The following is a 19040-nucleotide window of genomic DNA, read 5'->3' on the forward strand; positions in this document are numbered from 1 at the left end:
TGCTCGTCTTGTGTCCTGCTGTGTCCTGCGTTCTGTTCTGCTGTACGCCACGTTCGCCTGTACCGCCACGGCCGCGAATCCCGGGAGTGCCTCGCATGGGGACGAATGGATCGACCATGCTGGAGCCGTTGGAGCCTTTAAGGCAGGCCCTCCCGCCCATCGACCCCTCCGCCGTGGCCAGTTCCGCCTCCTGTGCGCTGCCCGCCCGCTATGAAGCCGTGCGCGGCGCCAGGCAGTTCACCAAGAAGACGCTCGGCCAGTGGGAGCTGTCGGAGCGCTTCGACGAAGTGGCCCTGGTCGTCTCGGAGCTTGTCACCAACGCCCTGCGCCACGCGCTGCCCGCCGACACCGCCCGCGAGTCGGACGCGCCGCCCGTGCGGCTGCACCTGATGCGGTGGACCAGCCGGCTGGTGTGCGCGGTGCGCGACCCCAGTGTGGACAGCCCGTCCTCGCCCGGGTCCGACGACTGCGACGCGGAGTCGGGGCGCGGTCTGTTCCTGGTGGACTCGTTCAGCGACTCCTGGGGCTGGCACCCGCTCACGGGCACGCTGAGCGGCAAGGTGGTCTGGGCCTTGTTCCGCCTCCAGCCGGCCGACTGACCAGGCGCTTCCCAGCCGCACTTTCCACCCGTACGACACAAGGGCCCCCGGATGGGGGCCCGTTCGCGTATCGGGGTACAGCGGGCTCGGCCGGTGTCAGCCAGTCGGTGATCGGTCAGTCGGTGATCGGTCAGTCGGTGATCAGGTGGTCGAACTCGCCGTCCTTGACGCCGAGCAGCATCGCCTCGATCTCCGCCCGTGTGTAGACCAGCGCGGGCCCGTCCGGAAACGTCGAGTTGCGGACGGCAACCCTTCCTCCCGGCAACCGGGCGAACTCCACGCAGGTCCCTTGGGAGTTGCTGTGCCTGCTCTTCTGCCAGACGACACCCTGAAGCTCCGTTGCCGCCATGCCGTTGTACGCGTGGTGCAAGGTCGCTCCCGGGGGATGTGCAGACGTGCATCTGTGAAAGGTCAACTGCCCCGGATCATAGCCGTGTTCATGTGCGCCTGCATGAGCATATGCACGTGCACGCGCGGTACTCGGGCCGTTACAGGCATTCCACCGGGTTGGACTCCTCGTCCACTGGGTATAGACGCGTCCCGCGCCCCCCTGGTTCACGCGCTGGTAGCTTGGCGCGTCCGGAAACCGTCGAAGCAAGGGGATTTCGCAGTGCGCAGGCATGTACGTACCGGGGCGGGCGCCGTGGCCCTCGCCGCTTGTCTCGCCCTGGCCGGGTGCTCCAGCTCGGACGGCGGCGACAAGCCCAAGGACAAGAACACCGGCGGCGGCGGGCAGAGCGCGAGCCCGAGCGCGAGCGGCGGCGGAAACGGCAGCAGCGGCAGCGGCAAGGTGGCCGCCAAGGACATCGCCGGAGCCTGGGCGGCCGTCCTCCAGGGCAGGCCCACCGCCCTCGTGATCAGCGGTACGACCGTGGCGCTCGGCGGCGAACACACGTGCAGCGGCACGGTCAGCGACAACGGCATGGCGATGATCGCGCTCAAGTGCGCGGACGGCAACACCGACCGGTCGGCGGGCATGCCGTCGCTGAGCGCGGACGGCAAGACCCTCACGGTGAAGTGGGAGGGCGGCAAGACCGACACCTTCACCAAGTCGGAGCTGGACGGGAAGCTGCCGACGGGCATCCCGACGGCGGGCCTGCCGACGCCCTGACCTGTCCCTCAGGGCGTCGGACCGGCGTCCTTGACCGCCATCGGCGGGGCGGGCGGGGCGAGCGCGTCCGAGAGCTCCTCCAGGGAGTGGAGCAGCAGCCCCGCGCCCTTGCGCACGACCCGGTCGGGCGCCCCCTCGCCGTCCCACACGGCCAGCGCCTTCTCCACCTCGCCCCACTGCGGCACCCGCCGCTCCCGCACCGCCTTCGCACCCCGCTCGGTGGCCCCGCGCAGCGCCCCCGCGAACGCGGCGGCGGCCGGGACCGGGGCCGCGCCGCGCTCGGGGACGTGCGCCTCCATCAGCATCGCGATCCGGCCGAGCTGCCCCACCGCGTGCCCGGCCCCTTCGGCGGCGGCCCGCGACAGCCCCCGGTGGCGCACCGGCTCGTGGGTGGCCCGGTCCAGCGCCTCCTGCCAGGCGACCCGGGCCGCGCGGGTGGCGAGCAGCGCCCGGCGCACCTCGTCGGCGGGCGCGGCGGGGTCGGCGTACCGGTCGGCGACGGCCGCCGCGTACCGCCCGCAGGCGGCCAGCCAGTCCGCGAGCCGGGTGCGCAGCCGGGGCGTCTCCCAGGCCGGGTAGAGGGCGTACGCGGCCATCGCCAGCACCCCGCCGAGCAGGGTGAGCAGCACCCGGTCGGGGACGGTCTGGGTCCACTGGAGGCCGCCGGTGCCGAGCAGGAAGACCACGTACGCGGAGGTGCACGCGCTGGCCGCCGCGTATCCCGTACGCATCAGCAGGTACATCAGGAACGCGCAGAGCACCGCAAGCGCGGCCGAGAGGCCGGGGCCTGGGTGGGTGAGCTGGACCAGGCCGGTGGCGAGGGCGACGCCGACCAGGGTGCCGCCGAAGCGGGCGACCGCGCGGGAGTACGTCTGGGAGAAGTCCGGGCGCATCACCATGACGGAGGCCATCGGCGCCCAGTAGCCGTGGCCGAGCGGGAGGGCCTTGCCCAGGAGGTACCCGGCGGCGGCGACCGCGCAGACCCGGGCGGCGTGCCGGAAGACCGGGGAGTCGCGGCGGCCGAGCTCGGTGCGCATGGTGCGCAGGGCGAGCGGGACGAGCCGGGGCAGGGTAGGCCGCAGCAGCGGCTCGGACCCGTCGCCGCCGGTGCCCTCGGCCGTCTCCACGACGTCGCCGAGGAGCGCGATCAGGCGGGTGGCGGTGCGGAAGGCGGGGCCGGTGAGGATCGCGCCGGTGTCGGGCGTCTTGAGGGCGGCCTCGGCGGGCGCCGGGATGCGTACGGCCTCGCCGTGCCGGATCGCGCGGGCGGCCGCGTCGAGCACAGAGGCGGCGGCGCCGAGCAGTTCGCGCACCCGGTCGCGCTCGGGTCCCTCCTCCGGCACGCCGAGCGCGGGGTCCGCGAGCGAGGCGAGGACCGGCCGGATGCGCTCGGCCACGCCCCGGGATCCGTGCAGCTCCGCCGGGCGGCGGCGGGCCTCGCGGGGGGTGACGGCGGCGGCGAGCCGGGCGGTCATCAGGGGCTCCGGGTCGAAGGCGGCGCGCGGGTCCTGCCGGAGGCGGCGGGCGTAGTCGGCCTCGGCCGCCAGCGCGTCGGCGAGCGCGTCGCGCTGGGCGCCCCAGCGGCGGATCGGGACGAGGACGACGAGGGCCGCCTGGACGACGCCGCCCGCGGCGATCATCGCGGCGTGCCCGGCGGCGGTCGCGATCGAGGTGGGCAGGGTGACGGTGACCAGCATGATCGCCACGTTGGAGGAGGCGATGATCCCGGCGGTGGGGCCTACGGCCCAGGCGAGTCCGGAGGCGAACGTCCAGGCGGCGAGCAGGGCCAGGAAGAACGGGGAGTGGGCGCCGACGAGGTAGCCGAGGAAGGTGGAGAGGGCGAGGCTGGCGCCGGACGCGAGCGCCAGGGCCGGGCGGGGGCGCCAGCTGCGCTGGAAGGTGGCGATGGCGGCCTGGAACGCGCCGAACGCGGAGCTCACGGCGGCGGTGGGGCCGAGGGTGACGAGGCTGACGCCGACGACGAGGGCGAGTCCGGCGGCGCCGCGCAGGGCGACGGCGGGTTCGAGCCGTCGCCGCTCGACGCTCAGCCCCGCCCGCGCGGTCTCTTTCAGGGCGCGGAGCCAGCTCATGGGGCCGAGCGTATCGATCCCCCAAGGTGAACGCGCTTCCCCAGGGGCTGCGCCCCTTATCAGCCCGGTGTTCGTCTGCGGACCGTCGGTGGTTGCTCGCGCAGTTCCCCGCGCCCCTGGAAGCGCCCCTCCGGGGCGCCCAGGGGATGCCGCGCAGCGGCATTTTCACGGGCGCGGGGCTGTGACATTTGCGGCTCCGCCGCGATGGGGGTCCCCCCTGTTCGAGCGAAGCCGAGAACTTGGGGGAGCGACCAGCGCCCGTAAGGGGCGCGGGGAACTGCGCGAGCGACCCAGCACGGCCCGCAGACGAACGAAGCGGGGTGCAGGGGCCGCAGGCCCCGCAACGGGGTCGGGGGCGCAGCCCCGGCACATCGGGTCAGCCCGGCAGCCCCGGGCGGCCCGGGCCGTGGTGGGCCCGGTTCGCCGCCGTCGTGCCGTCCTGCCAACCCGCCGCGTCCGTCGCCCCCCGCACCCGCGTCCGTACCGTCCGCGGAAACATCTCCTCCGCCCGCCCCGCGACCGCCACCGCGCGCGTGGCGAGCACCGGCAGCAGCGCGGTGGACGCCGTCGACTCCACCTGGCGGGCCGTCGCCGACAGGAGGTCGCCCAGCCGGTTCGCGTACGCCAGCAGGAAAGACTGGCGGAACGTCTTGGTCCGCTTACGTCCGCCCGCCCGCTGCGCCGCCTCCGCCCGCGTCATCGCCGCGGTCCCCTGCACCAGCAGCGACGTGTAGAGCAGCTCGACCGCCTCCAGGTCGGCCTCGAAGCCCACCACCGTCGAGAAGCCGAACTCCCCGTTCCACACCGCCCGGCAGTGGTTCGCCGAGGCGACCGCGTCGAGCAGGATCGCCTTGGACGTCTCGTACGGCGCGTCCACCCCGATCCGGCACGCCCCCGGCGCGTCGCCCCGGTGGCCGCCTGCCGCCAGCACCGCCTCGTCGATGCTGTGCAGCGCCATCAGCTCCTGCGCCTTGGCGCTCAGCGCCTCCGCCTCGTCCGGGAACTCCGTCGCCTCCGCCTTGGCGAGCAGCGCCCGGATCCGCGTCAGCGCCTTCGGCTCGCCGTGCACCGGCGGCAGGTGCACGGGCGTGCCCGGCAGCGGCCCCACCGGCTCGATCGCGGGCAGCCGCAGCAGCAGCCGGTACAGCTCAAGGACCAGCGTCGCGCGCGTGAAGCGGTCCTCCGACCGGTCGCCCGCGCTCTGGACGGCGTCCGCGAGCCCCTCGGCCTGCTCCGCCCACCGCGCCGGCAGCCGCTCGTACCGCTTCAGCTGTACGAGCACGAGCTCCACGGCCAGCCGTACGTGCGGCTCCGCCAGCTCGCGCCGGACCATCCGTACGACATCGGCCGGCTGCCACCCCCGCTCCCACGCCCGCCCGATCAGCTCCTGCCCGCGCAGGGCGAGCTCGGCGTCGGCGGACGGGTCCGCGGCCAGCAGCGACGCGCCGGTGTCCAGGTCCGCGTCGGACTCGGCGTACAGCGCGGCGGCCAGCGCCCGCTCGACCGTCGTCACTGCGCCTCGTCCCAGTCGCGGCGGGCCCGGGCGATCGCGTCCCGGTGGCCGATCGACCAGTCCGCGAGCGCCTTGACCAGGTGGGTGAGGCTGTGGCCCATCGCGGTCAGCTCGTACTCGACCTGTGCGGGCACCGTCGGGTACACCGTCCGGTCCACCAGACCGTCGCGCTCCAGGCGCCGCAGGGTCAGCGTCAGCATCCGCTGCGAGATGCCGGGTACGGCACGCTGGAGCTGGCGGAACCGCTTGACGCCCGCGGCGAGTTCGACCACCACGTACACCGACCACTTGTCTCCGAGCCGGTCGAGCACATCGCGCACCCCGCACTCGTCCTGCGGGGTCTCGCAGCTGATCACGGGGTCGGTGATCACCCGCCGGCCCTCGGGGGTGGTTACCTCCGTGTGCCCCACTGACATCGAAGTGCCTCCTTACGCGCGCGTGCCGGACCGCAGACGATGGTCGCAGTTGTCGAACACAACCGCGAACAGAACCCTGTGCGCGTTCATCCCTTGGGGGTCCTCCATGCTGCTCGTCACCGGTGTCTCCGGCGGTCTCGGCCAACTCGTCGCCGAGCGCCTCGCGGGCCGCGACGACGTCGTGCTCGGCACGCGCGCGCCGCTGCCCGGCGCCCGGCGCGTCGACTTCGACGACCCCGGCTCCCTGCCCGAGGCGTTCGCCGGGGTCGACACCCTGCTGCTGATCTCCGCCGGTTACGGCGAGGACGACACCGTCATCGCCCGCCACGAGGCCGCGATCTCGGCAGCCGAACAGGCGGGAGTGCGTCACCTCGTCTACACCAGCCTCACCGGCGCGGGCGACCACCTTGCGTACGCCCTCGCCCACCGCTGGACCGAGCGCCGTCTGAGCGCGTCCACTTCTTTGAAGTGGACGGTCCTGCGCAACGGGCTCTACGCCGAGCTCCTCGCCTTCCTCGCCGCCCCCGGCGCCGACGGCCGCCTCACCGCGCCGCTGGCCGACGGCCGCCTCGCGGCGGTGGCCCGCGCCGACCTGGCCGAGATCGCGGCCCGCGTCGCCCTCGCCCCCGCACCGCACGCGGGCCGGGTCTACGAACTGGCCGGTCCCCGCGCCCTCGGCGGCGCCGAGCTGGCCGCCGCGACCGGGACGGCGTACGAGCCGGAGACGCTGGCCGAGGCGCGCGAGCGGATCTCCGCGTCCGGGGCGCTGGGCTTCCAGGTGCCGATGCTGGTCGGCACGTACTCGGCGATCGCCGGCGGCTTCCTCGCCACCCCGGACACGGGCGAGCTGCACGACCTCCTCGGCCGCGCACCGCTCGACCCGCTGGAGGTGTACGCGGAGGCGGTCGGGGCCGTGGCGGGGGCGGCGCCCGTTCGCTAAGCGGTCTTACGGAAGTCCGGTGCGGCGCCCCGTGCCCCAAACACGTGCCCCAAAGGGGCGCGGGGAACTGCGCGACCAGCCACAGACGGCCCATAGTCGAATGCCGCACTTCCAGCGGGGCGCTCAGCACCGCCCGGCGCCGCGGAACGCCGTTGTCAGTGGCCGGTGCCACACTCGCACTCGTGGACGAAAAGTGGGCAGTGGACCCCACCGAGGACGGCGGCGCGCGGCTCGTCGCCCTCGGACGGGACGGGCTGCCCGAAGGGCCCGTGGCGCACGAGCCCGATCTGGCCGCGGCGGTCCGGGCCCGGCCGGGCGTGGGGCGCTGGGTGTGGCGCTCCACCGCCGACGTCTACCCGCGCCTGCTCGCCGCCGGCGTCCGCGTCGAGCGGTGCTACGACATCGAGGCCGCCGAGCTGCTCCTCCTCGGCCACGAGGGCCGCCTCGGCGAGCCGCGCTCGGCCGCGGCCGCCTGGGCCCGGCTGCACCACCTGCCGGTACCGGCGGACCCGCCCGCCCGCGCCGCCGACCCCGGCCGCCAGTCCCCCCTCTTCGAGCCGCCGAGCGGCACCGCCCTGCCCCTCGAAGCCCTGGTCGAGGTGTACGCGGAGCAGCAGCGGCGGCACGAGAAGGCCGAGCACCCCGGCCGGATGCGACTACTCACCGCCTCCGAGTCCGCCGGGATGCTGGTGGCCGCCGAGATGAACCGGGCGGGCCTGCCCTGGCGCGCGGACGTCCACCGCGCCCTGCTGACCGACCTGCTCGGCGAGCGGTACGCGGGCGGCGGCGAGCCCCGCCGCCTGGCCGAGCTCGCCGACGAGGTGTCGGCCGCGTTCGGCCGCCGGGTCCGGCCCGATCTGCCCGCCGACGTCATCAAGGCGTTCGCCGAGGCGGGCATCCGGATCACCTCCACGCGCCGCTGGGCCCTGGAGGAGATCGACCACCCGGCCGTGGCACCGCTGGTCGCCTACAAGAAGTTGTACCGGATCTGGACCGCGCACGGCTGGAGCTGGCTGCACGACTGGGTGCGCGACGGCCGCTTCCGCCCCGAGTACACCCCGGGAGGCACGGTCAGCGGCCGCTGGACCACCAACGGCGGGGGCGCGCTCCAGATCCCCAAGGTCATCCGGCAGGCGGTGGTGGCCGATGAGGGCTGGCGCCTGGTGGTGGCCGACGCCGACCAGATGGAGCCGCGCGTCCTCGCCGCGATCTCCCGCGACCCGGGGCTGATGGAGGTGGCCGGGCACGACGGCGACCTCTACACCTCCCTGTCCGACCGCGCCTTCTCCGGCGACCGCGACCACGCGAAGCTCGCGCTGCTCGGCGCGATCTACGGGCAGACGTCCGGCGACGGCCTCAAGAACCTCGCCGCCCTTCGCCGCCGCTTCCCCCGGGCCGTGGCCTATGTCGACGACGCCGCGAAGGCGGGCGAAGAGGGCCGTCTCGTACGGACCTGGCTCGGCCGGACCAGCCCGCCGGCGGCCGGAGCGGACGACGACGGCGAGGCGGGTCTCCCCCAGGACGGCGGCGCCGAACTCTCCTCCCCGGACGGCGAGTTCACCCCCGGATACGCGTCCACCAACGCCCGCGCCCGGGGCCGCTTCACCCGCAACTTCGTCGTCCAGGGCAGCGCCGCCGACTGGGCCCTGCTGCTGCTCGCCGCGCTGCGCCAGGAGCTCTCCGCCGCCGGGATGCGGGCCGAGCTGGTCTTCTTCCAGCACGACGAGGTCATCGTGCACTGCCCCGAGGACGAGGCCCCCCAGGTCGTGAAGGCGATCCGCACGGCGGGCGAACTGGCCGGCCGCATCGCCTTCGGCCAGACCCCGGTGAGGTTCCCGTTCACGACGACGGTGGTGGAGCGGTACTCGGAGGCGAAATAGGGAGCTGGGCAAGGCGCCCCGCAGGGGCGGCGCCCCTTAGGGGCGCGGGGAACTGCGCGACCAGCCCCCACCGGCCCGCACCCGACTCACCGCACCTAGCCAAGCCCCTCCCACTTCGCATCCAGCGCAATCCCCTTCAGCTGCGACATAGTCAGCGCCGGAGTGGCCCGGGTAGCGGGCGCGTTCTGGTTACCCGTGTTGAACGCGCTGATGACCACCCGAAGGCCGTTCTCGCGGATCGTGTCGACCGTCCACCACACCACGCCCGCGCCGCCCTTCTCCCCTGGCCGCTGCTCCTCGCCGACCCGAGTGCCGTTGGGCAGCGTCGACACCGTGCCCTGCAGCGGCACGTCTCCCATCCCGGGCTGGACGTTGATGCCGACCAGGCTCTTGCCCTTGCCGTCGTCCACCACCGCGAACGCGTAGCCACCCTGGTTGCCCTGGTCGACGACCTTGAGTCCCTTCGGCAGGGAGGCGACCAGCTCGCGCTGCATCGAGGCCCCGCTCGGCTCGCCCCGGGGCACCGACTCCGGACGCGGCACCTTCGCACCCGCCATGGTCGTCTTCCACACCTCGGCCGTGACCAGCGTCTTCATCTGCGCTCCGGTCAGCGGCGGGTCCACGCGGCTTATCTCGGCGCCCTTCTCGGCGGGCGCGTTGTACTCGGTCGCGTCGACCAGCACGCCCTTCGGAGTGATCAGCGTGGCCCGCCAGTTCTTCGTCTCCTCGCGACGGTCCGGGTACTCGTACCCCTGGAAGAACATGAACCGCGAGCCGTCGGACAGCACTTGGGCCGCGCAGTGGTCGTAGTCCGTGATCGCCTTCGACGGGCAGGTCACATACCCGGTGGCGCTCTGGCCCGCCGGATCGATCGTGCTCAGCGAGATGCCGATCGAGCCCTTGCCCTTGCCGTCGTCGAAGACGACCGACGCGGTCGGCGTCTTGAACTTGTCGCCCAACTGACCCGCGCCACTGCCCTGCTCGTCACTGGTCTTCCCTTGTGGGAGGAGCGCGATCAGGTTCTTGATCATCTGCTCGGCGGTGACCGACACCCCGTCCGGGAGCGTCGGCTTGGGCGGTGCCGCCACGGACGCGGACGCGCCGCCGGAACCCCCCGAGCCGCCGGAGGAGCCGTCGACCAGCCCGCCCGCCCAGGCGCCGCCGAGACCCACCGCGGCCAGCGCCACCACACTGCCGGTCACCGTGGCGGCCCGGCGCCGGGCCAGTCGGCGGCGGCCGCTGATCAGGGCGCCGTCGAGCAGCGCGCGGCTGTCCTGCGGGACGAAGCCGTCGCCGGTGCTGCGCATCGCGTCACCGAGCTGGTCTTCAAAAGGCATGGTGAAACCCCACTCCTCGCTTCGTGTTCAGTGGTCGGTGGTGCGTTGTTCGTGGTGCGTCGTTCGTGGTGCGTCGTTCGTGGTGCCTGGCTCGTGGTGCGTGGTCAGAGCGCCGCGAGTTCCGCCAGGCTGCCGCCCAGGTGTTCGCGCAGTTTCGCCAGCGCGCGCACCGAGCGGGTGCGGACCGCGGCCGAGCTGACCCGCATCGCCTCCGCCGTCTCCTCGACGCTGCGGTCCTCCCAGTACCGCAGGACCACCACAGCGCGGTCCTTGGGCGCGAGCCGGGCGAGCGCGTCGAGCAGCGCGAGCCGCAGCGCCGGGTCCCCGTCCGTGGTCACGGGGCGGTCCGGCAGTTCCCCTATGGGCCGTTCGTCGGCCGAGCGTCGTCGCCGGTGGGTGAGGAACGTGCGCACGAGGATCGTCTGCGCGTATCCCGCGGGGTTGTCGATCCGGGAGATCCGGCCCCACAGCGCATACATCCGGCCCAGCGTCTCCTGCACCAGGTCCTCGGCGAGATGAGTGTCGCCGCTGGTCAGCAGGCACGCGGCGCGGAAGAGGTGGTTCGCTCGGCCCGACGCGAACTCCAGGAACTCATCCGTGCGCGCTTGTTTCGGCTGCCTCGGCTGCCCCAGCTTTCTCATGCTCTCCCCCGACCCCTTGACCTCCCCTACACCTCATTGACGCGACGGGGGCCCGGGAATGTTTCACCCGACTTCCGCCGGGACCCGCCCCTCCCCGTCCTCCCGCAAACACGGCCCCGCACTCTCCCCCGCGTTCGACTCCGCGTCCGGCTCCGCGTCCAGCCCCGCCAGCAGCTCGGCCACCTCCGCGTACGCCTTCGGGTCGCCGCCGTCCAGGGCCGTCAGCGCCAGCTCCCACTGGACCCGCGCCTGCGCGACACGTCCGCGCGACCGCTCCAGGCGGCCGTACTCACGCCTGCCCAGCCCCTCGCTGTACGCGTCGCACCGCTCGACGGCCTGGTCGAGCAGGTCCTCGCAGGCGGCGTACGCCTCGTCGGTGCGCCCCAGTTCGCCCAGGACCCGGACCAGGCCGACCCAGGACTGGGAGCGCCCGTGCCAGTCGCCCTGCTCGCCGAGGATGCACAGCGCCCGCTCGAAGTGGCCGACGGCGGCGGCCCATTCACCCAAGGTGAGGTGCGCGTACCCGATGTTGCAGTGCGCGGTGTGCGCCAGGAGCTCGCTGCCGATGCGGCAGCCGGCCGCGAGGCTGCGCTCGTGGTAGGCGATGGCCACGCGCGCGTCGGTGTGCTCGTGCAGGTTGCCGAGGTGGCTGAGGATGATCGCCTCGCCGTAGGCGTCGTCGAGCTCGCGGGTCAGGGCCAGGCTCCGCTCCAGCGGCTCGGCGGCCTCGGCGTGCCGGCCGAGGCGCTCCAGGAGCATGCCGCGGTTGGCGAGGGTGCGCTGGGTGCGGCCCCGCTCCCCGAGCTCCTGCCAGAGCGCGATCGCCTCGTCGTTGAGGGCCAGCGCCTCCTCGATGCGGCTGGCCAGGAAGTGCGCCCCGGCGAGGTCCCCGATGGCGTGCGCCTGCGCGACCCGGTCGCCGCTCGCCCGGGCGGCGCTCAGGACGAACCGGTTGAGGTGGCGCAGCGCGCCGTACTTGCCCCGGTACTGGAGATGGCTGAAGTACGCCCTGACCAGCAGGAACACGGTCGGTGAGCTGCGCGCGTACCGCTCGGTGAGCGTCACCACGGCGGGCAGTTCGCGGTCCCCCCAGGCCAGCGCGGCGGCGGTGTCCGGGAAGGGCGCGGCGTCCCCGATGGGCTCGGGCACGCGCGCGGGGCCCTCGCGATCGGGCGGGGACAGGGCCAGGCCGCTCTGCCGGGCGGCCTCGGCGTACCAGCGCAGCCCGCGCTCGACGGCCGCCTCCCGCCCGTCGTCCTGGGCGGCCAGCTCACGGGCGAAGTCGCGCACCAGGTCGTGCGGCGCGTACCGCCCGTACGAGATCTCCTCCAGGAGCGCCACCTCGACGAGGCGGTCGAGCGCGGCCCCCGCCCGCTGCTCGGGCAGGCCCATCAGCCGGGCGACGACGGGGACTTCGTACGCGGGCAGGTCGAGCGATCCCAGGCGGCGCAGTGCGAGCGCCGCGTCCGGGTCGAGGGCGCCGAGCGCGACGGCGAGCGAGCGGCGCACGCTCAGGTCGTCGTACTCCAGGTGGTCCAGGCGCCCGTCCTCGGCGTCGAGGAGTCCGGCGAGCGCGTCGGGGCTGAGCGCGCGGCAGGCGGCGAGCCGGGCGGCCGCGACCCGCAGCGCCAGCGGCAGCCGACCGCAGAGCTCGACCAGCCGGGCCGCGCCGTCGGCCAGTTGGCGCCCGGAGATCGCCCGCAGCAGGCCGAGGCTCTCGTCGGCCGTCATCGGGGCGAGCGGGAAGCGGGTGGCGCCGTCGAGCGCGGCCAGCGGCGACCGGCTGGTCACGACCACCGCGCAGCCGTCCCCGGCGGGCAGCAGCGGCCGCACCTGGGCGGCGGAGGCCGCGTCGTCGAGGACGAGGAGCGTACGGGTCGGGGCGAGCCGGGAGCGCAGCAGCGCGGCGGCCGCGTCCGGCGTGTCGGGGACGTTGCGGGAGTCGACGCCCAGCGCGTTGAGCAGCGCGGCGAGCGCCTGGATCGGCGGGAGCGGGGGCAGGCCCGGGGTCGCGCCGCGCAGGTTCAGGTACAGCTGCCCGTCCGGGAACTCCTCGCGCAGGGCGTGCGCCACATGGACGGCGAGCGCGCTCTTGCCGACCCCGGCCATGCCGGTGATCACGGCGAGGGGAGCGGCGGGCGCGCCCTCGTGCCGGGCGGCGGACGCGGGCGGCGCGGGTATGCGGCCCGCCCGTGCGGGGGCGACCGGGGTGCCCGCAGGAGCGCTCGGGGACGCGGACGCCTCCGGCTGCCGACGCCGCTGGGTCAGGGCGGCCCATAGCTCCGCCACCACCTCGTCTCGCCCGGTGAAATGCGCGGGCCCGGGCGGCAGTTGGGCCGGGGCGGGCAGCTCGGCGCGCGGCGCGGGCTCCCGCAGGATCTCCCGGTGCGCCTCCTGGACGGCGGGCCCCGGGTCGACGCCCAGCTCCTCGACCAGGGTGCGGCGCAGCCGCTGGTGCACGGCGAGCGCCTCCGCCTGGCGCCCGGTGCGGTGCAGCACCAGCATCAGCTGCCGGTGAAAGGCCTCGCGCAGCGGGAACTCACCGGTCAGCGCCGCCAGTTCCGGTCCGATCCCCTCATGGCGGCCGAGCCGCAGCTCCGCCTCGTACTTCCACTCCAGGACGAGCAGCCGGGTCTCGCCGAGCCGCTGGACGAGCGCGGGCTCGCCGTCGGCCGGGTCGTAGAGCCCGCCGAGCGGCGCGCCGCGCCACAGCGCGAGGGCGCCGGCGGTCTCCTCGGCCACCACCGGCCAGTCGCCCCGGTGGTGCGCGGCGAGCGCCACGCGCGCGTGGGCCTCGAAGACCTGGGTGTCGAGCTCGCCCGGGTCGACCCGCAGCACGTATCCGGGCGGCACGGCCCGTACCCGGTCCTCGGAGTCGAGCAGCCGCCGCAGCCGGGCGACGTGGTTGTGCAGCGACGCGGTGGCGGAGGCGGGCGGCTCGTCGCCCCACAGCGCCAGCTTCAGATCGTCACTGGGGACGACCCGGCCGGGCCGCATCAGAAGGGCGGCGAGCAGTGACCGGACCTTGCCGCCGCCGACGGGCCCGCCCCCCACGGTCAGCGGGCCGAGCAGGCCGAATCGCACGCACACCCCGACCTCCACCGGCTTCCCTCACTGCCCGTCCACCGGCTGCCCCGTTGACCGTTGGCCACATGTTAGCGATCTGTTGGTGGGCGCTGATTAGATCTTTCCATCGGATCCGGACCGCCGGTGCTCGGTGGACGACCACGCTCGGGGGAGTGTCGCCGCCGGAACGGATCCGAAGGACAGAGAGGTCCTCGGGCATCCCAGGTGAGTGCCCGGGGCCCTCGTCCTGTCCGCGTCCGCCCTACGGACGCCTCTTCGGCCCTCGGTACACGCCTGTTCGGCGACGTCGATCGCCCACTGACCGCTCCGGCGATTTTGCGCCAATTTTACGAACGCGTACAACCCTTGGGCCGCTCAAGCGTCCTGGCGCGCCTCAGTCGGACTCCTCGTCGAGCAGCGACGCGATGTACTCCTCCAGCCGCCAGGTCAGCAGCTCGGGCGTCAGGTCCGTGCGTCCGAGCTCCCGCCACGGCCCCGCGACCTTCTCGGCGTCCGGCGCGTACGCCAGCGCGTCCAGGAGCTGCCAGTGGAGCAGCCCGGCCTCCAGCCGCCCGCCCCCGGCGGTGTACCGCGCCACGAACTCCCGGGCGGCCCCGGCCCCGTGCAGCAGCGCGAGCGCCGTCGAGCAGTGCGCCACGTCGAGCGCGGCCGGGCCCCACGACGTCTCCACCCAGTCGACGACCCCGCTGATCCGCAGCTCGTCGCCCGCGCCGCTGAACAGCACGTTCCCCGGGTGGAAGTCCCGGTGCAGGAAGCACCCCTCGTACGGGGGCGGCGGCTGCCGGATGACGTCGACCGCCCGGCGCCAGACCTCGGGCCGCCGGGTGTCCGCCGGGACGCGCACCCGGTCGGCGGAGGTCCAGGGCTCGTACTCCCGGGGCCGCTCGGCCTCCGCCACCGGGACGCGGTGGATGTCCAGCAACTGCCCTGCGAGCAGCCCGATCCGCCGCTCCAGCTCGACCTCGTCGAGCCGGACCGCGCCGTCCAGGCGGGTCATCAGCAGCGAGGGATGGTCGCAGTGCTCGCCCTGCGAGTCGGCCGCCACGAGCGCGGGCGCGGGCACGCCCGTCCCGGCCAGCAGCCCGAGCACCGCGGCCTCGCGCGCGAGGAGGCCCGCCGCGTGCCGCCGGTAGAAGGGCTTGGCGAAGGAGCGCAGGACCAACTCGCGTACGGAAGTGGCTGATTCCGTACGCAAGACCTCAGCGCCGTCGCCACCCTCCGTACGTACGTCGTCGACTCCCTCCGTACGGACCAGCCGCATCTGCGAAGTCCACCCGCCCCGCAGCGCCACCGCGTCCCGTACCCGCTCGCCCTCCGGCAGTGACTTCTCGACCCAGCGGCGGGTCAGCTCCCAGCCGTCCGCGCCCAGGTCGTCCAGGACCGCGTCCACGAACCTTCCGCGCTCGGCCGGGTGCTCCTTGAACCACATCCCGAGCCGGTGGTGCGCGCCCTCGAACTCCAGCCGGGTGAAGCGGGGCTCGTTCCCTTCGGCCAGCGCCTGCGCCACCGCCTCCGTGACGGCGTACGGAATGATCTCGTCCACTTCGGGTACGGCCAGGACCACGCGGGTGCGCAGTGCCCGGAAGACGTCCAGGGCGCGCGAGCCGCGCCAGCTGTCGGGCGTACGGAGGATCTCGGTGAAGCGCGAGACGGGCGCCCCCGGCGGGGTCCCCGGCGCTCCCGGCTCGGCCCCGAACGGCTCGGACCAGGCCGCGTCCGCGTACACGGCGGGCGCGCACAGCCCGATGCCCGCGACCCGCGAGCCGTAGTGCGCGGCCAAGTCCGCCACGGTCTGGCCGCTCATGCTGAAACCGGTCAGGACCAGGCTCTGACCAGGCGGAACGTACGCGTCGATCGCCTCGCGCGCCTGCCGGAAGCGGCGCTCCAGGCTCAGCTCCGCGAGGTCGCCGCTGGAGGCGCCGTGCCCGGAGAAGTCGAGGGCGAGGACGCGGTGGCCACGGGAGCGGAAGTCCTCCCCCAGCTCCGCGAGGCGCGCCTTGTCGCCGATTCCGGCGCCGTGCAGCAGGACGACCGTGACGGAGGGGAACACTCCGTCGGGCCCGGCCACCGCGCAGCTGATCCGCTCCCCGTCGAACTCACCGACCAGTTCCGTCACTTCGGCCACGTCAGCCACTCCCCCTCATGATCGCCAGGCTGCCCTCCACCCTAAAGTCCCCGCTCTGAGGTCCCCGACGTCACGGCGCCGGTGGCAGCGCCCGGCACAGGGCCTCCAGGGCCGCCTGATAGGCGTGGTCGGGCGGGGTCGCATAGCCGACGACCAGGCCGTCCTGGCCCGGCATGGTCGCGTCCGGATGGCGGTAGCCGGCGAGTCCGTCGAGCGCGATGCCCTGCCAGGCCGCGGCCTTCAGGGCCGCCCGCTCGGTGCCCGGCGGCAGCCGCAGCACGGCGTGCAGCCCGGCCGCGATCCCGGCCGCCGTGATGTGCGGGGCGTGCTCGTCGAGAGCGGCGAGGAGCTGGTCGCGGCGGCCCCGGTAGCGCTGCCGCATCCGCCGCACGTGCCGGTCGTACCCGCCGCTCTCGATCAGGTCCGCGAGGGTCAGCTGGTCCAGGACGCTCGCCCACGCCTCGCGCTGGCCCTTGGCCGCGAGCACCGGGTCGACGAGCTGCTCGGGCAGCACCATCCAGCCGAGCCGCACCGCCGGGGACAGGCTCTTGCTGACCGAGCCGATGTAGACGACCCGCTCGGGGTCGAGCCCCTGCACCGCGCCGACCGGCTCGCGGTCGTAGCGGAACTCGCCGTCGTAGTCGTCCTCCAGGATCACCCGGCCCCGGGCGCGCGCCCAGTCGACGACGGCGGCGCGGCGCTCCGGGTGCAGCGGGCCGCCGGTCGGGAACTGGTGGGCGGGCGTGAGCAGCGCGGCCCGTACGCCCTTGAGCGCCGCCCGCTCCGTCAGCTCCGCCACCGTCGCGCCCTGCTCGTCGAGCCCGACCGGCACGGTCCGTACGCCCTCCGCCGCGAGCAGGGAGCGGTGGAAGGCGAGTCCGTACGACTCCACGGCGAGCGGGCCGCGCAGCACCTGGCCGCCGAAGAGCAGCCGCAGGGCGTGCGCGAAGCCGGAGCAGATCACGATGCGGTCGGGCGTGGTCCGTACGCCCCGCACCCGCGCCAGATACCCGGCGAGCGCCCGGCGCAGCTCGACGCGGCCCTGTGGATCGCCCGGTCCGAACGCCTCGTTGGGCGCCGCGTTGAGCGCGCGGCGGGCGGCCGACAGCCAGGCGCTCCGCGGAAACGATCCGGCGTCCGGCTGGCCCTGCATCAGGTTGTGCGCCGGGGCGGCGGCCCGGCGCGGCACCTTTTTGGGCACCCGGGCGGCCCGTACGGGCTCGGCGCGCGGCGCGACCCGGGTGCCCGAGCCCTGCCGTGCGGTCAGCCATCCTTCGGCGACGAGCTCGGCGTACGCGTCGGCGACGGTGTTGCGGGCGAGGCCCAGGTCGGCGGCGAGCGAGCGGTACGGGGGCAGCCGGGTGCCGGGGGCGAGCCGCCCGTCCTGGACGGCGGAGCGCAGCGCGCGGATGAGCGCGGCCCGCCGGCTGCCGGATCCGGCCAGTTCCACATGGAGGTCGGCACCGATCCGCTCCGCGGAATTGACCCATGCGTCCGCCATGAACACCCGCCCTGTACGTGGTCGCTATGGGTTCAGCCTAGGGCCTATCCGGTGGGTCGCGGACAGGCCCGCAGGCCACGTCAAGCTCCACACTTGAACGCGGTGGCAGACGCTCCGGATCCTCAACATGCCCAGCTCCAGCGGGACTTGAGTGGCAGTCGAGGTCACGCCGTACTGGCCAACTGCCCCACCCGTCGGCCGGATTCCGTGGCAGGATTCCGTCCGCTCGGCGCTCAACGAGGCCTACAGGGGAGAGCAAGGCATGATCACACGCAGATCGTTCATCGGGATGGCGGGAGCCGGGGCCGCGGCCCTGTCCCTGTCGGGGTTCACCACGGCCACCGCCACGACGGCCGGCCAGTGGGACCGGCTGCGCGCGAATCTGACGGGCCGGCTGGTGCTGCCGTCCGACTCCTCGTACGCGGCGGCCAAGACCGTCGAGTACGGCCAGTACAGCCTCACCAATCCGCAGGCCGTCGTGTACGCGGCGAACGCCAACGACGTGACGACCAGCCTGATCTTCGCCCAGTACCACGACATCCCGGTGACGGCCCGCAGCGGCGGCCACAGCGGCGGCGGCTACTCGACCACCGAGGGCCTGATCATCGACGTCTCGAAGCTGAACGCGGTGTCGGCGGGCTCCGTCACGGCGCTCGTCGGCGGCGGTACGCAGCTGGTCGACGTCGTCAACGGCCTCGGCGCGAGCGGCCTGGCCATCCCGGGCGGCATGTTCCCGACCGTCGCGCTCGGCGGCTTCCTCCAGGGCGGCGGCGTCGGCCTGCTCACCCGCCAGCACGGGCTCGGCGCGGACAAGGTGACCTCGGCGAAGGTCGTCCTGGCCAGCGGCCGCCAGGTCACCGCGTCCCCGACCTCCAACCCGGACCTGTACTGGGCGATCCGCGGTGGCGGCGGCGGCAACTTCGGCATCGTGACCCAGTACACGGTCACCCCGACCGCCGTCCCGAACCTCAACGTGGCCGAGCTGCTGTTCAGCTACGACCACGCGGTCGGCGCGATGCACGGCCTCACCCAGTGGCTGGAGACCGCCCCGACCACGTTCGGCAGCCGCTCCAACATCGACCTGTTCGACTCTGCGGCGGGCAACGCCCCGCTGGTGACGCTGCTCGTCACCTCGATCGGCACGCGCGCGGAGTTCGACACCGAGATCGCCCGCCTGATCGCCCTGACGGGCGCGGCCCCGATCCAGCAGAACGTCTACACGGACACCTACAAGTCCGCGATGATGAAGATCTTCGGCTGCGGCACGTACTCGCAGCAGCAGTGCCACAACAACACCTGGGACCCGGAGAACGGCAAGCTCTCCCCGTTCGGCCACGTCCTGGGCCGCGGCCGTCTGCTGAGCCGGTCGCCCTCGGAGACCGAGTGGGCCCGTCTGGTGAGTGTCTTCGACACCGAGCGCACGGCCGGCCACTTCCACAAGTTCGAGATCATGGCGCTCGGCGGCGCCGCCAACAAGGTCTCGCGCACCTCGACGGCGTACGTCCACCGCGACAGCACGCTGCTGATGTCGTACTACACGTTCGCCTTCGGGATCCTCTCCGGCGACGAACTCGCCTCCGGCCAGCGCTTCGTCGACAACGGCTTCACCGCGGTGGACCCGATCTCGAAGGGCGAGTCCTACCAGAACTTCATCGACCCGGCCCTGACGGACTGGCGCACGGCGTACTACGGCGAGAACTACGACCGCCTGTCCTACGTCAAGTCGAAGTACGACCCGTACGGCGTGTTCTCCTTCGCGCAGGGCATCGACTGACGTTACGTCACATCGCGTCTCTTCAC

Annotated in this window: 14 protein-coding genes; 5 read left to right on the forward strand and 9 right to left on the reverse strand. The window is 74.0% G+C overall.

What is annotated here, in order from left to right:
• Nucleotides 1-95 precede the first annotated feature (95 nt).
• A complete protein-coding gene (locus QIY60_RS11170) occupies nt 96-599 on the forward strand; it encodes an ATP-binding protein (RefSeq protein WP_283142268.1) in 504 nt (167 codons plus the stop codon).
• Between the two features lie 130 nt (nt 600-729).
• On the opposite strand, the gene QIY60_RS11175 is transcribed toward QIY60_RS11170, so the two are convergent.
• Nucleotides 730-969: a DUF397 domain-containing protein gene (locus QIY60_RS11175; RefSeq protein WP_180357232.1), complete on the reverse strand. Its 240-nt coding sequence runs from the start codon at nt 967-969 to the stop codon at nt 730-732.
• Between the two features lie 240 nt (nt 970-1209).
• Here QIY60_RS11175 and QIY60_RS11180 point away from each other — a divergent pair, with 240 nt between their 5' ends.
• Nucleotides 1210-1710, forward strand: coding sequence for a hypothetical protein (locus tag QIY60_RS11180; RefSeq protein ID WP_283142269.1), 501 nt, complete (start codon nt 1210-1212; stop codon nt 1708-1710).
• Nucleotides 1711-1718: 8 nt separating this feature from the next.
• On the opposite strand, the gene QIY60_RS11185 is transcribed toward QIY60_RS11180, so the two are convergent.
• The 3 genes from QIY60_RS11185 to QIY60_RS11195 form a co-directional block, all read right to left on the reverse strand.
• Complete coding sequence (locus tag QIY60_RS11185) at nt 1719-3800, reverse strand: FUSC family protein (RefSeq protein WP_283142270.1); 2082 nt, start codon at nt 3798-3800, stop codon at nt 1719-1721.
• A 376-nt stretch (nt 3801-4176) separates the two neighbouring features.
• Nucleotides 4177-5313, reverse strand: coding sequence for a DUF2786 domain-containing protein (locus tag QIY60_RS11190; RefSeq protein WP_283142271.1), 1137 nt, complete (start codon nt 5311-5313; stop codon nt 4177-4179).
• A complete protein-coding gene (locus QIY60_RS11195; RefSeq protein ID WP_283142272.1) occupies nt 5310-5729 on the reverse strand; it encodes a helix-turn-helix domain-containing protein in 420 nt (139 codons plus the stop codon). Before QIY60_RS11195 ends, QIY60_RS11190 begins: the two co-directional genes overlap by 4 nt.
• Nucleotides 5730-5835: 106 nt before the next feature.
• Between QIY60_RS11195 and QIY60_RS11200 the strand changes: the two genes are divergently transcribed.
• Both QIY60_RS11200 and QIY60_RS11205 read left to right on the forward strand, forming a co-directional pair.
• Nucleotides 5836-6669: an NAD(P)H-binding protein gene (locus QIY60_RS11200; protein ID WP_283142273.1), complete on the forward strand. Its 834-nt coding sequence runs from the start codon at nt 5836-5838 to the stop codon at nt 6667-6669.
• A 182-nt stretch (nt 6670-6851) separates the two neighbouring features.
• Nucleotides 6852-8549 (forward strand): bifunctional 3'-5' exonuclease/DNA polymerase, encoded by a 1698-nt coding sequence (locus tag QIY60_RS11205; RefSeq protein ID WP_283142274.1) that lies wholly within the window; start codon nt 6852-6854, stop codon nt 8547-8549.
• Between the two features lie 95 nt (nt 8550-8644).
• On the opposite strand, the gene QIY60_RS11210 is transcribed toward QIY60_RS11205, so the two are convergent.
• The 5 genes from QIY60_RS11210 to QIY60_RS11230 form a co-directional block, all read right to left on the reverse strand.
• A complete protein-coding gene (locus QIY60_RS11210) occupies nt 8645-9886 on the reverse strand; it encodes a hypothetical protein (protein ID WP_283142275.1) in 1242 nt (413 codons plus the stop codon).
• A 104-nt stretch (nt 9887-9990) separates the two neighbouring features.
• Nucleotides 9991-10527, reverse strand: a complete 537-nt coding sequence (locus QIY60_RS11215) for a SigE family RNA polymerase sigma factor (protein WP_283142276.1) — start codon at nt 10525-10527, stop codon at nt 9991-9993.
• A gap of 63 nt (nt 10528-10590) precedes the next feature.
• Entirely contained in the window at nt 10591-13617 is a 3027-nt protein-coding gene (locus QIY60_RS11220; RefSeq protein ID WP_349253913.1) for a BTAD domain-containing putative transcriptional regulator, read from the reverse strand.
• 370 nt (nt 13618-13987) lie between these two features.
• Nucleotides 13988-15682: an alpha/beta fold hydrolase gene (locus QIY60_RS11225; protein ID WP_283145898.1), complete on the reverse strand. Its 1695-nt coding sequence runs from the start codon at nt 15680-15682 to the stop codon at nt 13988-13990.
• Between the two features lie 127 nt (nt 15683-15809).
• Nucleotides 15810-17240 carry a PLP-dependent aminotransferase family protein gene (locus tag QIY60_RS11230; protein ID WP_283142277.1) on the reverse strand — a complete coding sequence of 477 codons (1431 nt, stop codon included), beginning with the start codon at nt 17238-17240 and terminating at the stop codon, nt 15810-15812.
• Nucleotides 17241-17502: 262 nt separating this feature from the next.
• Between QIY60_RS11230 and QIY60_RS11235 the strand changes: the two genes are divergently transcribed.
• Nucleotides 17503-19014 carry an FAD-binding protein gene (locus QIY60_RS11235; protein ID WP_283142278.1) on the forward strand — a complete coding sequence of 504 codons (1512 nt, stop codon included), beginning with the start codon at nt 17503-17505 and terminating at the stop codon, nt 19012-19014.
• The last annotated feature ends 26 nt before the right edge of the window (nt 19015-19040 follow it).

Source organism: Streptomyces sp. BPTC-684 (assembly GCF_030028635.1).
In the GTDB taxonomy this organism is placed as follows: Bacteria; Actinomycetota; Actinomycetes; order Streptomycetales; family Streptomycetaceae; genus Streptomyces; species Streptomyces noboritoensis.

Excerpts from the sequence above, each read along its gene's own strand:
- QIY60_RS11170 (WP_283142268.1), top strand. The coding sequence starts at position 96 with ATGGGGACGAATGGATCGACCATGCTGGAGCCGTTGGAGCCTTTAAGG.
- QIY60_RS11185 (WP_283142270.1), bottom strand. The coding sequence starts at position 3,800 with ATGAGCTGGCTCCGCGCCCTGAAAGAGACCGCGCGGGCGGGGCTGAGC.
- QIY60_RS11195 (WP_283142272.1), bottom strand. The coding sequence starts at position 5,729 with ATGTCAGTGGGGCACACGGAGGTAACCACCCCCGAGGGCCGGCGGGTG.
- QIY60_RS11200 (WP_283142273.1), top strand. The coding sequence starts at position 5,836 with ATGCTGCTCGTCACCGGTGTCTCCGGCGGTCTCGGCCAACTCGTCGCC.
- QIY60_RS11210 (WP_283142275.1), bottom strand. The coding sequence starts at position 9,886 with ATGCCTTTTGAAGACCAGCTCGGTGACGCGATGCGCAGCACCGGCGAC.
- QIY60_RS11215 (WP_283142276.1), bottom strand. The coding sequence starts at position 10,527 with ATGAGAAAGCTGGGGCAGCCGAGGCAGCCGAAACAAGCGCGCACGGAT.
- QIY60_RS11230 (WP_283142277.1), bottom strand. The coding sequence starts at position 17,240 with ATGGCGGACGCATGGGTCAATTCCGCGGAGCGGATCGGTGCCGACCTC.
- QIY60_RS11235 (WP_283142278.1), top strand. The coding sequence starts at position 17,503 with ATGATCACACGCAGATCGTTCATCGGGATGGCGGGAGCCGGGGCCGCG.